We start from the raw sequence: 19,663 nt of genomic DNA, 5'->3' as shown, positions 1-19,663 counted from the left end.
TGAAGGGGTGGTACAATTGAAAAAAAAATTCTTGGGCATAATTCTGAGTCTGCTGACCATGATACTGACAGCAGGCAGTCCTCTATATGCCCAAAATACCAGGTTATCCGGAGAAATGATCGTAGAGACGTCCAATTTATCCAGCGGAAAGTGGACGCTTCCATATGTAACAGCGCATTCGGCAGTGCTGCTCGACTTGGAGACAGGAGAGCTGCTATATGACAGAGACGGAAATGTCCAGCGGCCGCCCGCCAGCACCACCAAGATCATGACCGCAATCCTGGCTCTGGAACTGACAGAGCCTGAGGAGATAACTACGGTCAGTGAGAAAGCCGGCGGTGTAGGGGAATCTTCTATCTATCTGGACAAGGGAGACAAGATTAAGATTGGAGAATTGCTGGAAGGGGCGCTCTTAAGCTCCGGCAATGATGCGTGTGTCGCGCTCGCTGAAAATACCGCGGGAAGCCAGGATGAGTTCATCCGGCTGATGAATCAGAAAGCAGCTTCGCTGGGCGCTTATAACACAAACTTTGTCAATCCAAACGGTCTTCCCGATCCAAATCATTATTCCACGGCGTTTGACCTGGCTCTCATCACCAGATATGCGATGAATAACCCTCAATTTGCTGAAATCGTAAGCCAAAAATATTCAGTTATCAGCTTTGAGGAACCGCGTAAGTCTCAAAATGCCAAAAACACCAATAAACTTCTGTGGAATTACTCTTTGGCGGACGGTGTAAAAACGGGAACGACCAACGCAGCTGGGAAATGCCTAGTCGCTTCAGCCAGTAAAGACGGACGGAGACTGATCTGCGTTGTGCTGAATGCCCCGGATCGTTTCGGAGATGCCCAAAGACTTCTGCAATGGGGCTTTGATTATACCGGAATCATTGAAATAGGGAAAAAAGGGGACGTTGCAGGCAACTTTCCGATTTCAGATACGGAAATTCCTCTGGTTCTAGGCGAAGATATCCGGCTCTGTCTTGAAAAAGACACGATCAAAGGCCTTAAAATGCAGATAAACCTAAGGACGGAAATTGACTATCCAATTAAAGAAGGAGACATTCTGGGTCATTATCAAATTTATGCAGAGGACAAGCTTCTTAAAGAAGTACCGCTCCTGGCACAGCATGATGGGGAAAACCCAGGTAATCTTCCCGGAAGAGTCCGAATCTTTGTGGACGATTTACTGGATTTCTTTGCTAAGAAAGGATAAACTAAATAGAGCGTTATCAAAGTGCTTAAGGGGGAAGATCATTGCATCGAAAACACGTATTGCCTAACGGAGTTCGAATCATCACCGAAGAGATTGATTATGTCCGTTCAGTGGCGATTGGGATCTGGGTCGGAACAGGATCTCGCAACGAAACGGAAGGGTATGAAGGTATTTCTCATTTCATTGAACATATGTTTTTCAAAGGAACCGGGAAACGAAGTGCACGTCAGCTCGCAGAATCTCTGGAAGCAGTCGGAGGCCAGATTAATGCGTTTACGACTAAGGAGCTTACTTGTTATTATGCCAAAGTGCTTGATGAGGACCTCTCACTGGCGATTGATGTCTTAAGTGATATGTTTTTTAACTCTCTCTTTGATCCTAAGGAGATGGATAAAGAAAAAAAAGTTGTCATTGAAGAAATCAAAATGTATCAGGATTCTCCGGATGAGCTGATCCATGATCTCTTTTCCCAGTATGTCTGGAATAAAGACCCGCTGGGTAAACCGATCCTCGGTATCGAAGAAACCATTCACGATTTAAGCTGCGAAAAGGTTTCCCATTACCTGGAGACACGCTATACACCAGATCAGGTCGTCATTGCGGTAGCCGGAAAGATTAAGCATGAGGATATCATCCGTCAACTGGCCATGTTCGGTGATTTCCAGAGACAAAGAACAGATTCCATCAAGGGAGACCCTCAGGGGACGGCCTTCAGAAAAGCGGTTGGCAAGGATACCGAGCAGATGCACCTGATCGTGGGAGTGCCGGGGCTCGGACAGGATCATGAGGATATCTATGTGATGCATGTAATCAACAGCATCTTAGGTGGAGGGCTTAGTTCACGTCTTTTTCAGGAAATCAGGGAACAGAGAGGCCTGGCTTATTCCGTCTATTCCTATCACTCCACCTATGTCGATACCGGTCTGTTTGCGGTCTATGCAGGCACGAGCCCCGGGAATACGGATGAAGTCATCAAATGTATCCTTGATGAATTGAATAAATTAAAAAAAGAAGGATTAACTGAAGAGGAGCTCATGAAAACGAAAGCCCAGATCAAGGGCAACCTTTATCTGGGACTGGAATCTGTCAGCAGCAGAATGAGCAGACTCGGCAAAACAGAGCTGTCTTTCGGCGAAGTAAAAACACCGGAAGAGGCAGTTGAAAAACTGGAAAAGGTCACCACGGCGGATGTCAAGAGAGTGATGGAGCGTCTCTGGCAGAAAGAAAAAATCAGCATCCTCACGTTGGGACAAAAGGATTATAATACAGATTTCGACAGGATTATTGAGGAAGCTTTTACGGAAACATGATGCAATAAAGACGAAGAAATAATGCGGAGGAAGAGGAGAACGATGCTGGAAGAGAGGATTCGAGTCAAAATAAGGAAGATTTCAGACGGAGATGCGGATAGGTCCAAAGTACCCTTTTATGCAACGACAGGAGCCGCGGGCGCAGACCTGTTTGCTTCTCTGGATCAAGACATGGTTGTGCGGCCTGGGGAAAGGGTCCGCGTTCCTACTGGAATAGCCATAGAACTGCCAGGCCCGCAGGTGGCAGCTTTCGTGTTTGCCCGCAGCGGCCTGGCAGATAAAAAAGGTCTTGCTTTAAGCAACGGAGTCGGTGTCATTGATTCCGACTTCCGGGGCGAAATCAAAGTGCTGATGATTAATCTTGGAAAAGAAGACGTTGTCGTCAGCAATGGTGACCGCATTGCCCAGATTGTGTTTATGCCTGTCTGCAGAGCCATTTTTACAGAGGTTGAAGATCTGGGTGACACGTTCAGGGGCGAAGGTGGCTTCGGATCGACTGGTTTATAGAAAGAGATCTACCCTCATAATCAGTCCGTGGGCCACAATTCCGCGTTAAGCGAAGCAGGGATTGCGCAAATCGCCGAAGAGCGGTATTATGGCCCACAAACTTACCCTAATTATTAATTATAAACATGTCAGCCTTGCAGAATTCAAAGCCAAGGCTGATTTTTTATATTGTCAGGACTTCTGAGGCTTCTTCAAGAAAAAGGTCAGAACTACTGCACAAAGGCATAACAGGAAGGAAATGTTGAAAGCCAGGGAGTAGCTTTTGGTCGCATCAACAATGGTTCCGGCCATCAGTGGACCAAAGACGCCGCCGACACCCCAGGCTGTAAAGACTAAGCCGTAATTTACTCCAGCATGTTTTGTACCGAAATAATCATAGGTTGCTGATGGGAAGAGCGAAAGCAAAGAACCGTAGCCTAATCCTGCAATCGCTGCACCTAACGCAATTAATGCCGGAGTATTGTAAGTGCTGAAAGCAAGCATGTTGAGCGCCTGGATCAGGAAGAAAATACGCATCGACCAAGAACGCCCGATTTTATCGGAGAGCCAGCCGGCAATAACCCTGCCGGAGGCATTAAAAATGGCCAGCAAAGCGACCATCGCGTACCCCCAGGAAATACCGGCCTGCGTTTTGGCAATTGAAGAAAGCTGGCTGATGATCATCAGCCCGGCGCTGGCTCCTGCCGCATACATCACCCAAAGCAGATAGAATTCCCGTCTTATAAGCATTTGCCGCCAGTTTAGGCCTCCTGTCGAGGCAGTAGCCGCTGAAGGGGAAGCCGTGCTGCTCTGAGATTGGCCGCTTAGAGTGGAAGGGACAGTCAGTACCTGGGCAAGCAAAACAATAATCAGTAAGAACAGGATCCCTTCAATACGGAAGGTGCTCTCTATGCCAAACTTTCTCAGCAAAGCATTGGTTAATGGTGCGATATAAAGAGAAGCCAAACCAAAGCCGGCAACAACGACACCCGAGATCAGACCTTTTTTCTCTGGGGGAAACCATTTGACTGCGGCAGGTGTCGCAGCCGAGTATCCGAGCCCGATCCCCATCCCGGCAATTAAACCGAAAGTAACGATCAGCATGGTCAGTGAGTGCGTAAAGCTGCTCAGGATTAAACCACTGCCTGCCATGATTCCGCCAAAGGCAGCAATCCAGCGGGGACCGTACCGGTCTTGAAGATATCCGCCGGGAACCATCATCAAGGCAAACACTGCGCAAGCGACCATATACGGAACAGAAGCCGCAGTTTTAGTCCAGTGAGCCTGCTCAATCAGGGCAGCTGCAAAAACGCTCCAGGTATACAGAACGCCAAGAGCCAAATTAATGCCGGTTCCGGCCAAAGTAACTGTCCAACCTTGTCTCACTCTGTTCATTATTATCTTCCTTTCTTTATCTGTCCGTCGATCCTGATGGAATCCGGCCAGCGTTATCTTTTTACGTATCTTATCAGAAAAGAGATCAAAGGTTTGTGATTCTGACTGCAAAAGCAGTATTCAGCACGTCAACGGAAGATAATAAAGCGTTACCCGTTTACGGAAGAATAATGCCGTTTTTTCCCTCATAGATATGCTTAGGGGGGATTCCTAATGAAAGCCCTGAAGCGTTTATGAGTATTCTATATAGTGTTCTGCTGGCGCTCGGGATTGCTGTATCATTGAGAACCAGAGTAAAAGTCATGATGTGGAGGTCTCCTGAGGCACCTAATCGTTTGGCCAAGGCCATTACCCAGCTGGTCGGGACTGCGGGTGGAATTTATATTTCTTTGGAACTGCTACTGACCTTTCTAGGAATACCAGAAAACATCTGGAATCCCTCATCGGTTTATTTTATAAAGCCACTGGCTGTTTTTTCGCTGATCATTGCGATACTGCAGCCCTATGGTCAAAAAATATGGGAAACGGTCCGGGGCAGGAGTGTGTAATATGCTTTTAAGTGAACTGTCAGGAAAAGAAATTATTAATCTTCATGATGGCGCGAAGCTCGGTTCAATTGGCGAGAGTGATATTAAAATTAGCCCCGAAGGAAAAATTGAGGCAATCATCATCGATTCAAGAGTGGGATACGGAAGGTTTTTTAATAAGAACAGTGAAAAAGAAGGCGGGTATGTGGTCGTCCCCTGGAAAGCCATTAAAAAAGTAGGCAGTGAAGTGATCATCGTAGATATCGATATGTAGGTTTGACAGGTTTCTATTGATATAATAGAATAAGAAGTGTATTAAACCCCGAAAGGCTTCTGGCGCGGGGTTTTGCGTTATCGTATTCAGGAGGGGTATATTTGGACAAAATACGCGTATTTGTTGCCGGAGCATGTGGCAAAGTGGGCATGGAAACAGTCAGGACAATACGTCTGCAGAACGATATGGAGCTTGCAGGGGTATCAGATATTCAGAATCAAGGAAAGGATATTGGATTAGTCCTTGGACAGCAGCCATTCGACCTACAGATTTCCGGCCAGATGGAAATAGAAAAATTAAAAGAACTGCAAGTAGATATTCTCGTTGATTTTACGAATCCCCAATCAGTATTTTCCAATGCCAAAATTGCAATTAAAGCGGGGGTTGTTCCTGTTATCGGAGCGACTGGGCTGGACGGTCACGAAATCAGTGAATTGGAGGATCTGTCCAAAGCGACCGGCACAGGGGTTTTTATTGCACCGAATTTTGCGCTTGGCGCAATACTGATGATGAAGTTTGCGAAAGAAACCGCAAAATACTTTCATCACGTCGATATCGTTGAATATCATCATGATCAGAAGCTGGATGCACCTTCAGGCACTGCTTTGAAAACTGCGGATATGATCTCTGAGATCCGGGAACCAATAATCCAGGGACATCCGAACGAATATGAGAAAATACCTGGTTCGCGGGGCGGAGACCTGAATGGCATTCACATCCATTCCATCCGTTTACCGGGACTGATCGCCCATCAGGAAGTTATTTTTGGAGGATCCGGACAGACGCTTACGATCCGTCATGACGCGTATACCCGGGAAACCTACATGCCCGGGGTGATACTGGCCATTCGCAAAGCATATAAGCTGACCGGACTTGTTGTCGGACTCGAGAATTTCCTGGATTAGGTTAAGCACCGCGTTTCTCGGCTGCTCATATACTGGATAGTAGTTAACTGGACACTATCCAGTAAGGAGGCATAAACATGAATGCGGTACTTGAAGGAGTTCGCCTGGCAGTAATCGGCGGGGATGACAGAGAAATATTTCTTGTCCCTGAGCTGCAAAAGTGTGGTGCCAAGATCATCGGGCTCGGTCTGGAAAAGTCTCCGCTTGGAGACAGCATTGAACATGCCAAATCTTTTACCGAGGTTATTGCTAAAGCAGATGCTCTTATCTTGCCAATGTTTGGTACAGATGCACGGGGCCTGATCAAGGCAAAGTATTCCAGCTACCCGATCATCTTGAATAATGAAGTTCTGGAATTGATTCCGCCTGGTGTTCCGCTTTTTATAGGCTGGGCCCGTCCTGCCCTAATCAGCGCAGCCCAAAAGATGAACATAGACCTCGTGGAAATAGCAAACCGTAATGAAATTGTCATCTTGAATTCGATACCTTCAGCCGAGGGAGCGGTTCAGATGGCAATAGAGGCCACGACGATCACCATTCACAGCAGTGAAAGCTTTGTTTTGGGTCTTGGCCGCTGTGGCATGACGCTGGTGAATCTACTGAAGGGAATGGGAGCAAGGGTTACGTGTGTTGCACGTAAGCCAGCAGACCTGGCCCGGGCCGTAGAGATGGGAGTGCGTGCTATCGGTTTTTCTGATCTTGAAAAGGAAATCAGCAGGGCGGAAATTGTTTTCAATACCGTACCCGCCCTGGTTCTTGGTAGAGACCTGCTGAACAAAATGTCCCGGGAAACCGTCATTATTGATATTGCCTCTATTCCGGGAGGTACTGACTTTGAATATGCTCAGATGCTTGGCATTAAGGCCCAGCTTGCTCCTGGCCTGCCTGGTATTGTCGCTCCAAGGACCGCCGGAAAAATACTGGCAAAGCTTTATCCGCCTCTGATTCTTGAGCACCTTGTACCTGCTGCAGAAGCAGCCACTGCTGCTGCACTCCGGAAGGGGGTGCCCAAAAATGAGATTTGAAAAGCTGCACATTGGTTTTGCGCTGACCGGTTCCCATTGTACCCTTGGCCGGGTCATGGAGGTGATCAGGCAGCTTGTCGAAGAAGGAGCAGATATAACGCCGATTGTTTCGGAGTCTGTTGATACAGTGGATACGAGATTCGGGAAAGCAGCGTACTGGAAATCCAGTCTGAAAGAGATTACAGGGAAAGACCCGATCAGGACTATCCCGGAAGCAGAACCAATCGGTCCGGGCAAGCTTTTTGACTGTATAGTTATTGCGCCCTGTACCGGGAATACACTTGCCAAACTCGCCAACGGTATCACCGATACACCCGTCTTAATGGCTACCAAAGCGCATTTGCGCAATTTAGGCCCTGTTGTAATCGCTATATCCACAAATGACGGGTTAGGGGTTAACGCCAAGAATATCGGAGCCTTACTCTTAGCCAAGAATATCTACCTGGTGCCTTTTGGTCAGGACAGCCCGCTCAAAAAAACCAATTCACTAGTTGCCCAGATGGATAAAATACCGGACACAATACTGCTGGCCTGCCAGGGAAAACAAATTGAACCGCTCCTGGTAGAAATTACTTCTTCTGAGTAGCTAAAATATTTAGTATCCTATGAGAGAATAATGATTTATACTATATTAATACTTAGTTGTTGAAAGTGGATTGTCAGAATTATTGAATATCCATGTTTAAGGAGGATCTCAATGCCGAATATTGCAATTGTCGGGGCAACGGGTGTCGTTGGTCAGGAATTTCTGAAAATTCTTGCTGAACGGAAGTTCCCGGTGGATGAGCTTCGCTTGCTTGCGACGAAAAGATCAAGCGGGTCACGGATTTCCTGGCAGGGAAAAGAAATAGAAGTGCAAGAAACAACGAATCAGAGCTTTCAAGGCATTGATATCGCCTTATTTGCGGGCGGTTCCGCCAGCACGGAGTATGCGCCGGCCGCAGTCCGGAGCGGGGCAGTCGTCATTGACAACAGCAGTGCTTTTCGGCTAAATCCGGATGTTCCTCTGGTTGTGCCTGAAGTCAACCCCGAAGATGTCAAATGGCATAAAGGAATTATTGCCAATCCGAACTGTTCCACGATTATCATGGTCGTGGCACTGAAACCGCTCGAAGCGCTTTCGCCAATCAAACGCATTGTGGTATCCACGTATCAGGCAGTTTCCGGCGCGGGCAAAGAAGGTATTATTGAACTGGAGGAACAGGTGAAGTCGTGGAGCAACGGGGAAAAGATCACAGATATCGATACCTTCCCATATCAGATCGCCTTTAACCTGATACCCAGAATTGATGTATTCCAGGAGGGTGACTATACAAAGGAAGAATGGAAAATGGTCAAGGAAACCCAAAAAATCTTCCACAGGGATGATTTGCGTGTTACGGCTACCTGTGTCCGTGTTCCGGTCTTTCGTTCTCACTGTGAATCCATCAATATTGAGACTGAGAAAAAACTCATGATCGATCAGGTCAAGGCTGCGCTTGCCCAGGCTCCCGGCGTAATCTTAAAAGACGATTCGGCGAAAGATATTTATCCGATGCCGCTCGACAGCTCGAACAGGGATGAAGTTCTGGTCGGAAGAATCCGGGAAGATCATACCATTGATCAGGGGATTAATCTCTGGATCGCAGGTGATCAGATTCGCAAAGGTGCAGCGACAAATGCAGTCCAGATTGCAGAATTGCTGTTATAATAGATAGAAAATAACGGATAAGATTAAAAGATAAGAAAACATAGACGTTATAATAATAAGGAAAGCAAAATTCAAGACAAGTTAAGAAAATTGGAGGAAGGAGAAATTACCTTGCGTATATTGGTTCAAAAATTTGGCGGAACTTCCCTGGCCAATCCGGAAAGAAGAGCGCAGGTCGCTGCTAAGGTTTCCGAGGCTATTAATCAAGGGTTTTCGCCTGTGGTTGTTGTTTCTGCAATCGGGCGTTCGGGAGATCCCTATGCGACCGATACGCTGATTAAGATGGTTTCAAGCATTTATTCCGAAGTGCCCAAAAGAGAAATGGATTTACTCTTAAGTTGCGGGGAAATCATTTCCGGCAGCATTATGGTTAGCACGCTGCAGGGTCTCGGGTTGGAAGCTGTTCTTTTAACGGGTGGACAGGCCGGCATTATCACCAACAGCAGTTTTGGCGATGCAAGAATTGTCAGAATCGAACCGGAAAATATCCTGGAGCAGCTGAAAGAAGGCAAGGTTGTCGTCATTACGGGCTTCCAGGGCATGACCGAAAACGGACAAATTACAACCCTGGGCAGAGGCGGAAGCGATACGACGGCCTGTTCGATTGGCGTCGCACTAAATGCTGAAGCAATCGATATTTATACGGACGTCGAAGGTATTATGACCGCAGACCCCCGGATCGTCCAGGATGCCAAAATTCTTGACGTGATCACCTATAATGATATCTGCCATCTGGCGCATCAGGGAGCTAAAGTCATCCATCCGCGTGCCGTGGAAATCGCGATGCAAAAGAATATCCCACTACGGGTAAAATGTACGTTTTCCGATGCTCCTGGAACGCTGGTCACCAATGTTCAGCCCGACCTTGCGGAGGGCTCGGACATGATCGGCGACAGGATTATTACAGGGATTGCACATACCCCGAATGTCACCCAGATCAAGATCCACATTCAAGAAGAAGAAAATAAACCCAAAGCGATCACCAAAATATTCAAAGGGATGGCTTTAGCCGATATTAGTGTCGATTTCATCAGCGTTCAGCCAGAAACTGTCCTGTATACAGTTCGTGATGAGCTGGCAAAGAAAGCCGTCAATATTTTAAAGAATCTGGGCTTTAACCCTGAATCCGCACCAGGATGCGCCAAGATTGCGCTTGTCGGCGGGGGAATTGCCGATGTACCCGGTGTCATGGCCAATATGGCAGAAGCACTTGCTGAGAGCGGCATTGAGATTCTTCAGTCCGCTGACTCCCATACCACGATCTGGGTGCTTGTCAGAAAGGAACATATGGTTCCGGCTGTTCAGTCTTTGCACAAAAAGTTTGAGCTTGGTATTTGACAGCCAGGCAGTGCATAAAATAGTTTATGGAGGAAAGAGAAATGTTTGGCAGCGTTTTAACAGCTATGGTGACACCATTTAACGATAAGCTGGAGATCGATTATCCTGCAGCCGCAGTGCTGGCCAGATATTTGGCTGAAAACGGCACAGAAGGGATCGTCGTAGCCGGAACAACCGGTGAGAGCCCTAATCTGACCGGTGAAGAAAAGCTTAAGCTTTTTACAACAGTGAAAGAAGCGGTTGGGGATACGTGCAAAGTCATTGCGGGCGTGGGTACCTATTCGACCCGTGAAAGCATTGAACTTGCCGAAAAAGTCTCAAACCAGCTCGATGGCATTATGGCAGTGGTTCCGTATTACAGCAAACCTTCCCAGGAAGGTCTTTATGAGCATTTTAAAGCCATCGCAGCGGCCACAGACCGGCCTGTGATGCTTTATAACATACCAGGAAGGACAGTCATCAATCTTCTTCCTTCTACAGTCGCCAAACTAGCTGAAATCTCAAATATTGTCTGCATTAAAGAAGCAGCAGGATCAATGGACCAGGTCAGTGAACTGAAAAAGGAACTACCTTCGACCTTTGAGATTTATTCGGGCGATGATTCATTGACCGTGCCGATGCTGTCTTTAGGCGGGGCAGGGATCGTAAGTGTCGCTTCTCATCTGATCGGTACCCAGATGCAAAAAATGGTTGCTGCGTTTAAGGCCGGCGATATGGAGAAAGCTTTAAAATGGCATCTGCTGTTGTTCCCGATCTTTAAAGGGATGTTCGTGGCAACAAATCCAGTGCCGGTGAAGTATCTACTGAATGAAGTCGGCATCAAAGCCGGAGGCTACCGGTTGCCCATTGTTGGCCCGACCCAGACGGAACAAGCTTTCTTAAAAGAATTGCTCACGAATATTCGGAATCTGCCTGAAGAGGTCTAATCTCAGAATTTGCTTTCGGATAAAATCAAAAAATTAATAAATGATTTAAAACTTTGGCAATGCCGAAGTTTTAGTTTTATTCGCGAATGGGGAACAATAATGTTGGAAGCGGTTCACCCAGCTTGCATATCTGATATTCAAGTACTATAATAAATCTAATGTGTTGTACGGCTAACCGAATAACGGAATCAAAGAAACCAAGAGGTATTTTTACCTGTTTCTATTTTTGTTTGTGTTTTTTTGTTTTAGTCTTTTTTATCCTGCTCAGGTACTTCGGGGTATCTTATTGTATTCTCTAGGTTTACAAATTAATAGGATTACAATTGAAATTAATAAAGTTAAATATATAAATCAATGGAGGTATTGCCTTTGCCAAAAGAACACAAACTGCAAATTATCCCTTTAGGCGGGTTGGGTGAGATCGGAAAAAACATGACGCTGGTAAAGTATGACAACCAGATGATCATGATTGATGCCGGTATGGCTTTTCCTGAAGATGACATGCCCGGAATTGATCTGGTCATCCCTGACTATTCCTATGTCATCGAAAACAAGGACATGCTGCTCGGGATTATGGTGACCCATGGTCATGAAGATCATATCGGCACATTCCCATATCTTCTGAAGGACATAGACGCGCCTGTATTTGCGCCGAAACTTACCTTGGGACTGATCCAGGCCAAATTAAAGGAGTGCAATGTCAACCGGTTTAAATCGACTGTCGTCAATCCTGGAGAGAGTATCAAGCTTGGCGTTTTTAAAATTGATTTTATCCGGGTCAACCACAGCATACCTGATTCTGTGAGTCTGGCTATCCATACACCCCTCGGTGTGATCGTCCATACCGGAGATTTTAAACTGGATCATACCCCCGTTACCTCGGAGATCCTAGATATTTATAAATTCTCCGAATTGGGTGAAAAAGGTGTACTCTGCTTAATGTCTGACAGCACGAATGTAGAAAGACCTGGCTTTACGATGTCGGAGAGAGTGGTCGGACAGATGTTTGACGATGTATTCCGCACCGCCAAGGAAAGGATCATTTTAGCCAGCTTTGCTTCGAATATCCATCGCGTGCAGCAGGTCATCACCGCTGCTTTCAAAACGAACAGGAAGGTTGCCATTGTCGGCAGGAGCATGCAGAATTACGCCTCAATCGCTGCTGAATACGGATATCTGATCATTCCAGAAGGAACGCTGGTCGATGTAGAAGAGGTTCTCCAGCTGCCGCCGAATCAGGTCTGCATTATTACAACAGGGAGCCAGGGAGAACCGATGTCGGCACTTTCTCGTATGGCCTCTAGCGATCATAAACAGGTCGAAATCCTGCCCGGTGATACGGTGATTATTTCGGCGAGTCCGATTCCGGGAAATGAAAAATCGGTGGCCCGGACCATCGATCAGTTGTTTAAACTCGGCGCCAATGTGATCCACGAACAAGCATCAGGCGTCCATGTTTCCGGTCATGGCAGTCAGGAAGAATTAAAGATGATGCTGAATATGGTAAGACCGCAGTATTTTGTGCCTGTGCACGGTGAGTACCGCATGCTGATCAAGCATGGTCAGATTGCCGAACAGCTTGGCATTCCGCACAAAAATATTTTTATTGCCGAAAATGGAAGTGTCATTGAGTTCACCAGAAATGGAGCAGGTATCGCTGGAAAAGTGCCATCCGGCAGAATTTTAGTGGACGGACTTGGCGTAGGGGACGTCGGCAATATTGTGCTGCGCGACCGCAAACAGCTGTCTCAGGACGGTATTCTAATCGTAGTCATTGCGCTGAGCCGTTCCACCAATGAAATTGTTGCCGGGCCTGATATTGTGACCAGGGGATTCGTCTATGTCAGAGAATCCGAGACGATGCTGGATGAGGCCAAAGAGAAAATCAGACAGACCACCGAACGCTGCCTCGAGAACGGTATTATTGAATGGGTCACACTCAAAAATCAGATTAAAGACGTTCTAGGCAAGCATCTGTACGAAAAAACGAAAAGAAAACCGGTCATCCTGCCAATTATTCAGGAAGTGAAATAAGTTCAACAAGTTCGAACATTTTTTTCCTAAACGGGTTGACAATGTTTTCGCATTTAGCTATACTATCAAATGTTCTCGCAATTTTGGCCCGTTGGTCAAGCGGCCTAAGACACCGCCCTTTCACGGCGGTAACACGGGTTCGAATCCCGTACGGGTCACCATTTAAAATCCGACGTTCGTGGTTTTTCCCCGAACATCAGATAAGGGCGATTAGCTCAGCTGGGAGAGCGCCTGCCTTACAAGCAGGATGTCGGCAGTTCGATCCTGTCATCGCCCACCAAACTCGAAGTTCGAAGTTCGAGGCGCGAAGTTCGAAAAAGCATATTAAGATATTGCTTGAAGAGCGGAAGGTACGAACTGAACATCGGGAAACTTACTGCAGAGGAATACGAAGGTTCGAATATCGAATATCGAATATCGAACGTCGTGCCTCGAATATCGAATTGGCCCCGTAGCTTAGTGGTTTAAAGCGCCTGCCTGTCACGCAGGAGATCGTCGGTTCAAATCCGATCGGGGTCGCCATTATTCATCAGGTTCTGAATTCATCCTGAAACCGATGGGGTGTCGCCAAGCGGTAAGGCACCAGACTTTGACTCTGGCATTCGTTGGTTCAAATCCAGCCACCCCAGCCAGACGGGTCATTAGCTCAGCTGGTAGAGCACCTGACTCTTAATCAGGGTGTCCAGGGTTCGAGCCCCTGATGGCCCACCATCAAATCAATATTATTTCCGAGCCATTAGCTCAGTCGGTAGAGCATCTGACTTTTAATCAGGGTGTCCCGCGTTCGAGTCGCGGATGGCTCACCATCTATCATGCGGGTGTAACTCAGTGGTAGAGTGTCACCTTGCCAAGGTGAAAGTCGCGAGTTCGAATCTCGTCACCCGCTCCAAAAAAATATGCGCTCGTAGCTCAGCTGGATAGAGCGTCTGACTACGAATCAGAAGGCCGGGGGTTCGAATCCCTCCGAGCGCACCATCTTTCAAAGGCATTCGCCGTTATAGCTCAGTAGGTAGAGCGTATCCTTGGTAAGGATAAGGTCACCGGTTCAATCCCGGTTAACGGCTCCAGTTTTATGCGGGAGTGGCGGAATTGGCAGACGCGCACGTTTGAGGGGCGTGTGGTTAACACCGTGCGGGTTCAAGTCCCGCCTTCCGCACCAATTATGAAGCTTTCATCGGAAGAAGGGCCTTGAACGGCCGTAAAGAAAATGCGACCTATGGAAGCATTTTTAGGCCCGGCGTGATAGCGTGCTGAAAGCACGCGGCGCAAGTCCCGCCTTCCGCACCAATCAGTAGTTTACGGAGAAGTACTCAAGTGGCTGAAGAGGACGGTTTGCTAAACCGTTAGAGTGGGTAACTGCTGCGAGGGTTCAAATCCCTCCTTCTCCGCCAGCATATTCCTCGATAGCTCAACGGTAGAGCAATCGGCTGTTAACCGATAGGTTGCTGGTTCGAATCCAGCTCGGGGAGCCATGGCAGGGTAGCCAAGTGGTCTAAGGCAAGCGGTTCATACCCGCTCATCCGAGGGTTCAAATCCCCCCCCTGCTACCAAACATGCGGGTGTAACTCAATGGTAGAGTGCCAGCCTTCCAAGCTGGTTACGTGGGTTCGATTCCCATCACCCGCTCCAAAGAAAATAAGGGGCTGTATCACAACTTAGCCCCAAGCGAAAGACGTCAATTTAAAAAAATGGCGTCTTTTCTTTTTGGGGTAGTGCAGACTCGCACAGTCCACCGCTCCCCCGTTCTCGCAGCTAAAAACAGAAACCCTCGCTAACATGCCAAAACCCCGCTGTTTACTGCAAGTTAACCGTTGGCATGTTTTAACGCTGCGGATTTCTGTTTTTTAACGCTGCTGCCACTAACGTCCGCTTGTGAATCTGTGCAAGTCTGCAATATTTGAAGAAATCAGCAGATATAGGGAGATATTTTTGACGTGAATGTGGTATAATGTCTATGGATATAAATATTGCCATATTTGGAGGTATTTGAATGTCTAAGAAAGGGCAGAAAGTACATACCAAGAAAGTATTTAAACCTTATGTGCAGGAACAACAAACACTGCCGTTAAGCATCGACAGCCTGATTCCTCAAAACCATGTCGTCCGAGTTGTGAATCGTGCTATCGATCGCATGAATCTCGAACCCTTGTTTGCCAAATATCCTGGAGGCGGCCGTTCCAGCTTTCACCCTGTCATGATGACCAAGTTATTGGTTTATGCGTATACGGACAGGGTTTTTTCATGCCGCCGGATAGCAAAAGCGGCCCGTGAAAATATTATGTATATGTGGCTGTGCGGCGGCAATCAGCCGGATTTCATGTCAGTTAACCGCTTCCGGAGTGAACGGATGAAAGAGGTTATTCTAGAAGTATTTGCTGAAGTTATTGAACTCTTAGTCAAAGAAAAATACATCAAGCTGGAAAATTATTTTTTAGACGGGACAAAAATTGAGGCCAATGCCAATAAATACAGTTGGGTATGGGGCAAATCCACGAAGCGCTATAAAGAAGCGTTAAGGGAGAAATGCCGGGAATTATTTAAAGAAATCGATCAGATCAATGAAGAAGAAAATGCGGAATACGGCGACAGTGATTTAGAAGAGCTAGGCAATGGCAAGCCCATTGACTCAGAGGCTATTGAAGAAGCCGTAAGGAAAATTGACGAGAGACTGGCTAAGAAATCGGAAGAAGAGACAGTAGATGCTGAAACCAAAAAGTTAAAGAAAACAAGAAACACCCTTACGAAAGATTATCTGCCAAGAATGCAGAAATATGAACAGCAAGAACTGATCCTGGAAGAAAGAAACAGTTACTCCAAGACAGATCACGATGCCACCTTTATGCGAATGAAAGAAGACCATATGAAAAACGGTCAGTTAAAGCCAGGTTACAATGTCCAGATCGGGACGGAGAACCAGTTTGTGGTCGGTTACAGTGTTCATCAGAGACCGGGCGATACCAGCTGTATGAAGGATCACCTGGAAGAATTAAAAACGCTCCTGCATGGGGAATTACCAAAGAATATTATTGCCGATGCCGGCTATGGCAGCGAAGAAAATTACGACTATCTGCAGGAGAAAAAGCTTGTGTCTTATGTCAAATATAATACCTTCCACAAAGAAGCCAGTAAGAAATGGAAAGAAGACATAACGAAACCACAGAACTTCACCTATGACCATGAAAATGATGAATATATCTGCGGTTATGGGAGAACACTCATTTTCTTATACGAGCGGCACCAAAAAAGTGACAATGGCTATAGGAGTTTGATCCGAATCTATGAATGCCTGAATTGTTCCGGTGTCCTCATCGGAACCAGTGCGTGAAGTCATCCGATCCATACGCTAACAGAAGAATATATGTCAATCGCAAACTGAATGCCTATAAAGAACAGGCCCGCAGGAATTTGTGTTCAGAAGAAGGTTTGCGCATGAGGAGCTTGAGGCCGGTCGAGGTTGAAAGCGTCTTTGGAGACATTAAAGGGAATCACGGTATGCGAAGATTCCTGTTAAAAGGGCTAGAAAAGGTTAAAATTGAGTGGGGATTACATTGCATCGCTCATAATATGAGAAAAATGGCGTTGATCACTGGATAGGAAACTAAATTTTAAAAAAATTCACCATAAAAAGTGAGGGGGCGCAACCGAAACCTAAAGTTTCGTTACGCCCCCTTCTATTTATGAGGCGATGGGAATCGAACGGGTAGCGCTGTTCCTTGCCATCCATGGCATCACGGCATTAGGCCATCCGTGGCCGTCAAATGCGACCTATGGAAGCATTTTTCCACCCCGGCGTGATAGCGAGCGAATTGGCAGAGGCCAATTAGTGAAGCGGAGCGATTCCCATCACCTGCGGAGTTGAGGTATGAAGTAATAGATAAGAGTGAAGAGAACTACCAGAAGTATAACTTGTCAAGATTTTGTCAATGACAAATTAAAGAAAAAACTTACAATTTATACTATTTGGTAGTATAATAAAATTGTATAATTATTTCTAAAAATGAAATATAAGAGTTATGAAAGAATGTAAAAAATATGTAAAATAAATGTAAAAAAAATGTAAAATTGACATAAAGGAAGTGAAATAATGCCCTTATATTCGTATGTCGCCAAAGACTTTTCCGGCCAGAGAACGACAGGCGTTTTGGAAGCCGACAGTATTCAGAACTTTTACCGGCAGCTCAAAGAGCAACAGCTTTTCTGTATCGAAGTCAATGAAAAACGGCAAAATGTCCAAAAGGCGATCAGTAAGGACAAGCCGATCAAGTTGAAAGTCAAAGATCTTGTCGTATTCTGCAATCAGTTTCATGCGCTGTTAACAGCCGGTGTAACGGTCATTAAAGCCCTCGATGTCATTTACCAGCAGACAGAAAGCAAAAAGCTTAAAGCTGTAGTCCTCAGAGTCTATGAAGCAGTACAAAAAGGGGACATGCTTTCCGAAGCTATGCGCAAGCAGGGGCAGGCATTTCCTGAAATCCTGATTAATATGATTGAGTCCGGTGAGGCTAGCGGTAAGCTCGATCTCGTACTGAATAAGATGACTGATCATTTTGAAAAGGAACGAAAGCTTCGGACAAAAATGATTTCTTCCATGACATACCCGGCCATCTTAACCGGCGTAATGATCATTGTGGTTATTATATTGATGACTTTTGTGCTGCCGACGTTTACCGCCATGTTTGAATCTACCGGCACAACCCTGCCGTTGACAACCAGAATCCTTATGGGAATCAGTAACTTTATGAGGTCTTATTGGTACATTTTAATTATTGTGATTGCAGCGGTTGTTTTTGCAACAAGACAATACATTAAGACCGATTCTGGAAGACTGAAATGGGATGGAATGAAACTGAAAATCCCTGTTGTAAAGTCGACTTCCATCAAGATCATGTCCGCCAGGATGGCCCGTACCCTTTCCACGCTGTTAAGCAGCGGGATTCCTTTGCTGAACTGTATAGAAATCACCGCGAAAGTGCTTGGGAATAAAGTAGTCAGTGACGGTCTGTTAGCTGCCAAAGAGGATATGAGCAAAGGAGCGACAATCTCGCAGTCCATCCGCAAGATCGGGGTGTTTCCGCCGATGATTTATTCCATGATCAGCATCGGCGAGGAATCCGGCTCACTGGAGAGTATTTTGGAAAGAACGTCTGCCTATTATGACGAGGAAGCTGATGTGGCAATTCAGCGTATGCTGGCGCTGTTTGAACCGGCCTTGATCGTTGTGATGGCGGTCGTGATCGGCTTTATTGTTCTGTCGATTGTTTCGGCGATGTATGGCGCCTATCAGAATATTTAAGTAAATTTTACATAAGAGGGGGAATATACTTGACTGCTGCATATCTGTCCTTTGATCTTGGAACAAGAAATATTCACGCTGTTGTCGGCCAGACGGAAGGAAATACTGTCAGAATACTGCGAAGTGCCAGCATCGGGCTTCCGAAAGGCGTACTCTCTGACGGTTTGATTACGAATAAAGAAGTACTGACCTCAGCCATGCAGGAAGTGCTTGCTTCTCTGAATACTTCCACTAAAGATGCCCTGATCACGTTTAACTCCAACAGCGTGATTATTCGTGAATTTGAGGTTCCTTCAGGAAATGAGCAAGAACTCGAAGCAATGATTAAGAATGAAATTATTCAATTTTTCGGTATGACGGATACCGATCTGGTCGAGTACCGCAAGATCGGTGAGACAGAGACCGGCGGAATGAAAAAAGTCAAGGTACGGGCAGCGGTCATGAATAAGGAAATAGCGCATGCGTATTACGACCTTCTTGATAGCCTTAAGCTGAAACCAGTCGCCCTGGACATTCACGCGAATGTTATTTCTAAAATTTTCAACGAACAGACTGCGATTAACAACGATTTGTCGAACAACTATATCATTTTAGATATTGGATATTCCGGGACGATGATCTATCTGATCTCTCAGGGCAGCCTGAATTTCTTCCGCTCAATCAGCTTCGGTGGAAAAGCGGTGGACCGCCTGCTTGCAGGCCTATTTGCCTTATCCGAAGAGAAGGCTGAAGAAAAGAAACTGGAGTTTCTTTCCGATAAACAAGAGCGCATTGCTTCGGAAGCAGGCGTAACGGAGAGAACCGAGAACAGATCCCTTGCCGTAAAAAAGAAAGGCCATACATTTGTGATTAAAAAGAAAGGTCTAACCGAAAATATGGAAGAACCTGTTTCCGATTCAGCTGAGAACACGGTTGAAGGGATTCGGCCCATAGAACAAGGAAAAGTTTTTACTAAAGAGGAAGCACTAGCCGCTGTGAAACCGCTTTACGGAGAACTGCTCGAAGAAATCCGAAAGGTTATGCAGTTTTTTGCGAACAGGAGCGGCTCTAAGGATTTGAGCCAAATCTACCTGATCGGTGGAGGAGCCAGTCTTACAGGAATACCAGAGTACCTGTCACAGGGGCTCGGTTTGAAAGTTGACCGGCTTCAGATGATCAGTAACATTCAGTATATTGACCATGAACAGGCACCCGGAGACTATGTTAATGCCTCCGCTGCGCTGATCAGGCTTTGAGAGCAGGTG

The 19,663-nt window shown here is 46.3% G+C and carries 17 protein-coding genes and 14 tRNA genes; 30 read left to right on the top strand and 1 reads right to left on the bottom strand.

Annotation, left to right across the window (positions count from 1 at the left end):
- Positions 1 to 7 precede the first annotated feature (7 nt).
- The 3 genes from DHBDCA_RS10190 to dut are packed head-to-tail and all read left to right on the top strand — an operon-like array spanning position 8 to position 3,033.
- On the top strand, positions 8 to 1,216 hold the full coding sequence (locus DHBDCA_RS10190) for a D-alanyl-D-alanine carboxypeptidase family protein (RefSeq protein ID WP_242824894.1): 1,209 nt from the start codon (positions 8 to 10) through the stop codon (positions 1,214 to 1,216).
- Between the two features lie 41 nt (positions 1,217 to 1,257).
- A complete protein-coding gene (locus DHBDCA_RS10185) occupies positions 1,258 to 2,526 on the top strand; it encodes a M16 family metallopeptidase (protein WP_015044109.1) in 1,269 nt (422 codons plus the stop codon).
- Positions 2,527 to 2,568: 42 nt separating this feature from the next.
- Positions 2,569 to 3,033 carry a dUTP diphosphatase gene (gene dut, locus DHBDCA_RS10180; RefSeq protein WP_015044108.1) on the top strand — a complete coding sequence of 155 codons (465 nt, stop codon included), beginning with the start codon at positions 2,569 to 2,571 and terminating at the stop codon, positions 3,031 to 3,033.
- A 171-nt stretch (positions 3,034 to 3,204) separates the two neighbouring features.
- Here dut and DHBDCA_RS10175 read toward each other — a convergent pair whose 3' ends face one another.
- The gene (locus tag DHBDCA_RS10175; RefSeq protein ID WP_015044106.1) at positions 3,205 to 4,407 is read right to left on the bottom strand and encodes an L-lactate MFS transporter; all 1,203 of its coding nucleotides are present in this window, start codon (positions 4,405 to 4,407) and stop codon (positions 3,205 to 3,207) included.
- Positions 4,408 to 4,640: 233 nt separating this feature from the next.
- Between DHBDCA_RS10175 and DHBDCA_RS10170 the strand changes: the two genes are divergently transcribed.
- The 27 genes from DHBDCA_RS10170 (at position 4,641) to pilM (ending at position 19,654) form a co-directional block, all read left to right on the top strand.
- Positions 4,641 to 4,955, top strand: a complete 315-nt coding sequence (locus tag DHBDCA_RS10170) for a hypothetical protein (protein WP_019226748.1) — start codon at positions 4,641 to 4,643, stop codon at positions 4,953 to 4,955.
- Position 4,956: 1 nt separating this feature from the next.
- Positions 4,957 to 5,208: a YlmC/YmxH family sporulation protein gene (locus tag DHBDCA_RS10165; protein ID WP_015044104.1), complete on the top strand. Its 252-nt coding sequence runs from the start codon at positions 4,957 to 4,959 to the stop codon at positions 5,206 to 5,208.
- A 101-nt stretch (positions 5,209 to 5,309) separates the two neighbouring features.
- Positions 5,310 to 6,113, top strand: a complete 804-nt coding sequence (dapB, locus tag DHBDCA_RS10160) for a 4-hydroxy-tetrahydrodipicolinate reductase (RefSeq protein ID WP_015044103.1) — start codon at positions 5,310 to 5,312, stop codon at positions 6,111 to 6,113.
- A gap of 77 nt (positions 6,114 to 6,190) precedes the next feature.
- The gene (gene dpsA, locus DHBDCA_RS10155; protein ID WP_015044102.1) at positions 6,191 to 7,138 is read left to right on the top strand and encodes a dipicolinate synthase subunit DpsA; all 948 of its coding nucleotides are present in this window, start codon (positions 6,191 to 6,193) and stop codon (positions 7,136 to 7,138) included.
- The gene (locus DHBDCA_RS10150) at positions 7,128 to 7,724 is read left to right on the top strand and encodes a dipicolinate synthase subunit B (RefSeq protein ID WP_015044101.1); all 597 of its coding nucleotides are present in this window, start codon (positions 7,128 to 7,130) and stop codon (positions 7,722 to 7,724) included. The genes dpsA and DHBDCA_RS10150 overlap by 11 nt, the downstream gene beginning before the upstream one ends.
- A gap of 111 nt (positions 7,725 to 7,835) precedes the next feature.
- Positions 7,836 to 8,828, top strand: a complete 993-nt coding sequence (locus DHBDCA_RS10145; RefSeq protein WP_015044100.1) for an aspartate-semialdehyde dehydrogenase — start codon at positions 7,836 to 7,838, stop codon at positions 8,826 to 8,828.
- 111 nt (positions 8,829 to 8,939) lie between these two features.
- A complete protein-coding gene (dapG, locus tag DHBDCA_RS10140; RefSeq protein ID WP_015044099.1) occupies positions 8,940 to 10,166 on the top strand; it encodes an aspartate kinase in 1,227 nt (408 codons plus the stop codon).
- Between the two features lie 41 nt (positions 10,167 to 10,207).
- The gene (gene dapA / locus DHBDCA_RS10135) at positions 10,208 to 11,092 is read left to right on the top strand and encodes a 4-hydroxy-tetrahydrodipicolinate synthase (protein ID WP_015044098.1); all 885 of its coding nucleotides are present in this window, start codon (positions 10,208 to 10,210) and stop codon (positions 11,090 to 11,092) included.
- 369 nt (positions 11,093 to 11,461) lie between these two features.
- Complete coding sequence (locus tag DHBDCA_RS10130; protein ID WP_015044097.1) at positions 11,462 to 13,126, top strand: ribonuclease J; 1,665 nt, start codon at positions 11,462 to 11,464, stop codon at positions 13,124 to 13,126.
- An 85-nt stretch (positions 13,127 to 13,211) separates the two neighbouring features.
- Positions 13,212 to 13,287: transfer RNA gene (locus DHBDCA_RS10125), tRNA-Glu, on the top strand.
- A gap of 43 nt (positions 13,288 to 13,330) precedes the next feature.
- Positions 13,331 to 13,406 (top strand) — tRNA-Val (locus DHBDCA_RS10120).
- 165 nt (positions 13,407 to 13,571) lie between these two features.
- Positions 13,572 to 13,648: transfer RNA gene (locus tag DHBDCA_RS10115), tRNA-Asp, on the top strand.
- Between the two features lie 35 nt (positions 13,649 to 13,683).
- Positions 13,684 to 13,758: transfer RNA gene (locus DHBDCA_RS10110), tRNA-Gln, on the top strand.
- A 3-nt stretch (positions 13,759 to 13,761) separates the two neighbouring features.
- Positions 13,762 to 13,837, top strand: a tRNA-Lys gene (locus tag DHBDCA_RS10105).
- Between the two features lie 19 nt (positions 13,838 to 13,856).
- Positions 13,857 to 13,932, top strand: a tRNA-Lys gene (locus DHBDCA_RS10100).
- An 8-nt stretch (positions 13,933 to 13,940) separates the two neighbouring features.
- A tRNA-Gly gene (locus DHBDCA_RS10095) sits at positions 13,941 to 14,015 on the top strand.
- Positions 14,016 to 14,024: 9 nt separating this feature from the next.
- Positions 14,025 to 14,101 (top strand) — tRNA-Arg (locus tag DHBDCA_RS10090).
- 16 nt (positions 14,102 to 14,117) lie between these two features.
- Positions 14,118 to 14,193, top strand: a tRNA-Thr gene (locus DHBDCA_RS10085).
- 7 nt (positions 14,194 to 14,200) lie between these two features.
- Positions 14,201 to 14,285 (top strand) — tRNA-Leu (locus DHBDCA_RS10080).
- A 141-nt stretch (positions 14,286 to 14,426) separates the two neighbouring features.
- Positions 14,427 to 14,517, top strand: a tRNA-Ser gene (locus tag DHBDCA_RS10075).
- Positions 14,518 to 14,523: 6 nt separating this feature from the next.
- Positions 14,524 to 14,598 (top strand) — tRNA-Asn (locus DHBDCA_RS10070).
- Position 14,599: 1 nt separating this feature from the next.
- Positions 14,600 to 14,676 (top strand) — tRNA-Ile (locus DHBDCA_RS10065).
- Positions 14,677 to 14,681: 5 nt separating this feature from the next.
- A tRNA-Gly gene (locus tag DHBDCA_RS10060) sits at positions 14,682 to 14,755 on the top strand.
- Between the two features lie 361 nt (positions 14,756 to 15,116).
- On the top strand, positions 15,117 to 16,451 hold the full coding sequence (locus DHBDCA_RS10055) for an IS1182 family transposase (RefSeq protein ID WP_015044096.1): 1,335 nt from the start codon (positions 15,117 to 15,119) through the stop codon (positions 16,449 to 16,451).
- Positions 16,409 to 16,720 (top strand): transposase, encoded by a 312-nt coding sequence (locus DHBDCA_RS15815; RefSeq protein ID WP_242824893.1) that lies wholly within the window; start codon positions 16,409 to 16,411, stop codon positions 16,718 to 16,720. Before DHBDCA_RS10055 ends, DHBDCA_RS15815 begins: the two co-directional genes overlap by 43 nt.
- Before the next feature lie 490 nt (positions 16,721 to 17,210).
- Positions 17,211 to 18,419, top strand: coding sequence for a type II secretion system F family protein (locus DHBDCA_RS10050; RefSeq protein WP_015044095.1), 1,209 nt, complete (start codon positions 17,211 to 17,213; stop codon positions 18,417 to 18,419).
- Between the two features lie 29 nt (positions 18,420 to 18,448).
- The gene (gene pilM / locus DHBDCA_RS10045) at positions 18,449 to 19,654 is read left to right on the top strand and encodes a type IV pilus assembly protein PilM (RefSeq protein ID WP_015044094.1); all 1,206 of its coding nucleotides are present in this window, start codon (positions 18,449 to 18,451) and stop codon (positions 19,652 to 19,654) included.
- The last annotated feature ends 9 nt before the right edge of the window (positions 19,655 to 19,663 follow it).

Origin of the sequence: Dehalobacter sp. DCA, from assembly GCF_000305775.1 — a bacterium.
GTDB classification, from domain to species: Bacteria; Bacillota; Desulfitobacteriia; order Desulfitobacteriales; family Syntrophobotulaceae; genus Dehalobacter; species Dehalobacter alkaniphilus.
This window is presented reverse-complemented; position numbering and strand designations above follow the sequence as displayed.

What these genes read in the sequence shown, in the direction of transcription:
- dapA (WP_015044098.1), top strand. Translation starts at nt 10,208, where the DNA reads ATGTTTGGCAGCGTTTTAACAGCTATGGTGACACCATTTAACGATAAG.
- DHBDCA_RS10145 (WP_015044100.1), top strand. Translation starts at nt 7,836, where the DNA reads ATGCCGAATATTGCAATTGTCGGGGCAACGGGTGTCGTTGGTCAGGAA.
- DHBDCA_RS10170 (WP_019226748.1), top strand. Translation starts at nt 4,641, where the DNA reads ATGAGTATTCTATATAGTGTTCTGCTGGCGCTCGGGATTGCTGTATCA.
- DHBDCA_RS10055 (WP_015044096.1), top strand. Translation starts at nt 15,117, where the DNA reads ATGTCTAAGAAAGGGCAGAAAGTACATACCAAGAAAGTATTTAAACCT.
- DHBDCA_RS10175 (WP_015044106.1), bottom strand. Translation starts at nt 4,407, where the DNA reads ATGAACAGAGTGAGACAAGGTTGGACAGTTACTTTGGCCGGAACCGGC.
- DHBDCA_RS10050 (WP_015044095.1), top strand. Translation starts at nt 17,211, where the DNA reads ATGCCCTTATATTCGTATGTCGCCAAAGACTTTTCCGGCCAGAGAACG.
- DHBDCA_RS10165 (WP_015044104.1), top strand. Translation starts at nt 4,957, where the DNA reads ATGCTTTTAAGTGAACTGTCAGGAAAAGAAATTATTAATCTTCATGAT.
- dut (WP_015044108.1), top strand. Translation starts at nt 2,569, where the DNA reads ATGCTGGAAGAGAGGATTCGAGTCAAAATAAGGAAGATTTCAGACGGA.
- DHBDCA_RS15815 (WP_242824893.1), top strand. Translation starts at nt 16,409, where the DNA reads ATGCCTGAATTGTTCCGGTGTCCTCATCGGAACCAGTGCGTGAAGTCA.
- DHBDCA_RS10150 (WP_015044101.1), top strand. Translation starts at nt 7,128, where the DNA reads ATGAGATTTGAAAAGCTGCACATTGGTTTTGCGCTGACCGGTTCCCAT.
- dpsA (WP_015044102.1), top strand. Translation starts at nt 6,191, where the DNA reads ATGAATGCGGTACTTGAAGGAGTTCGCCTGGCAGTAATCGGCGGGGAT.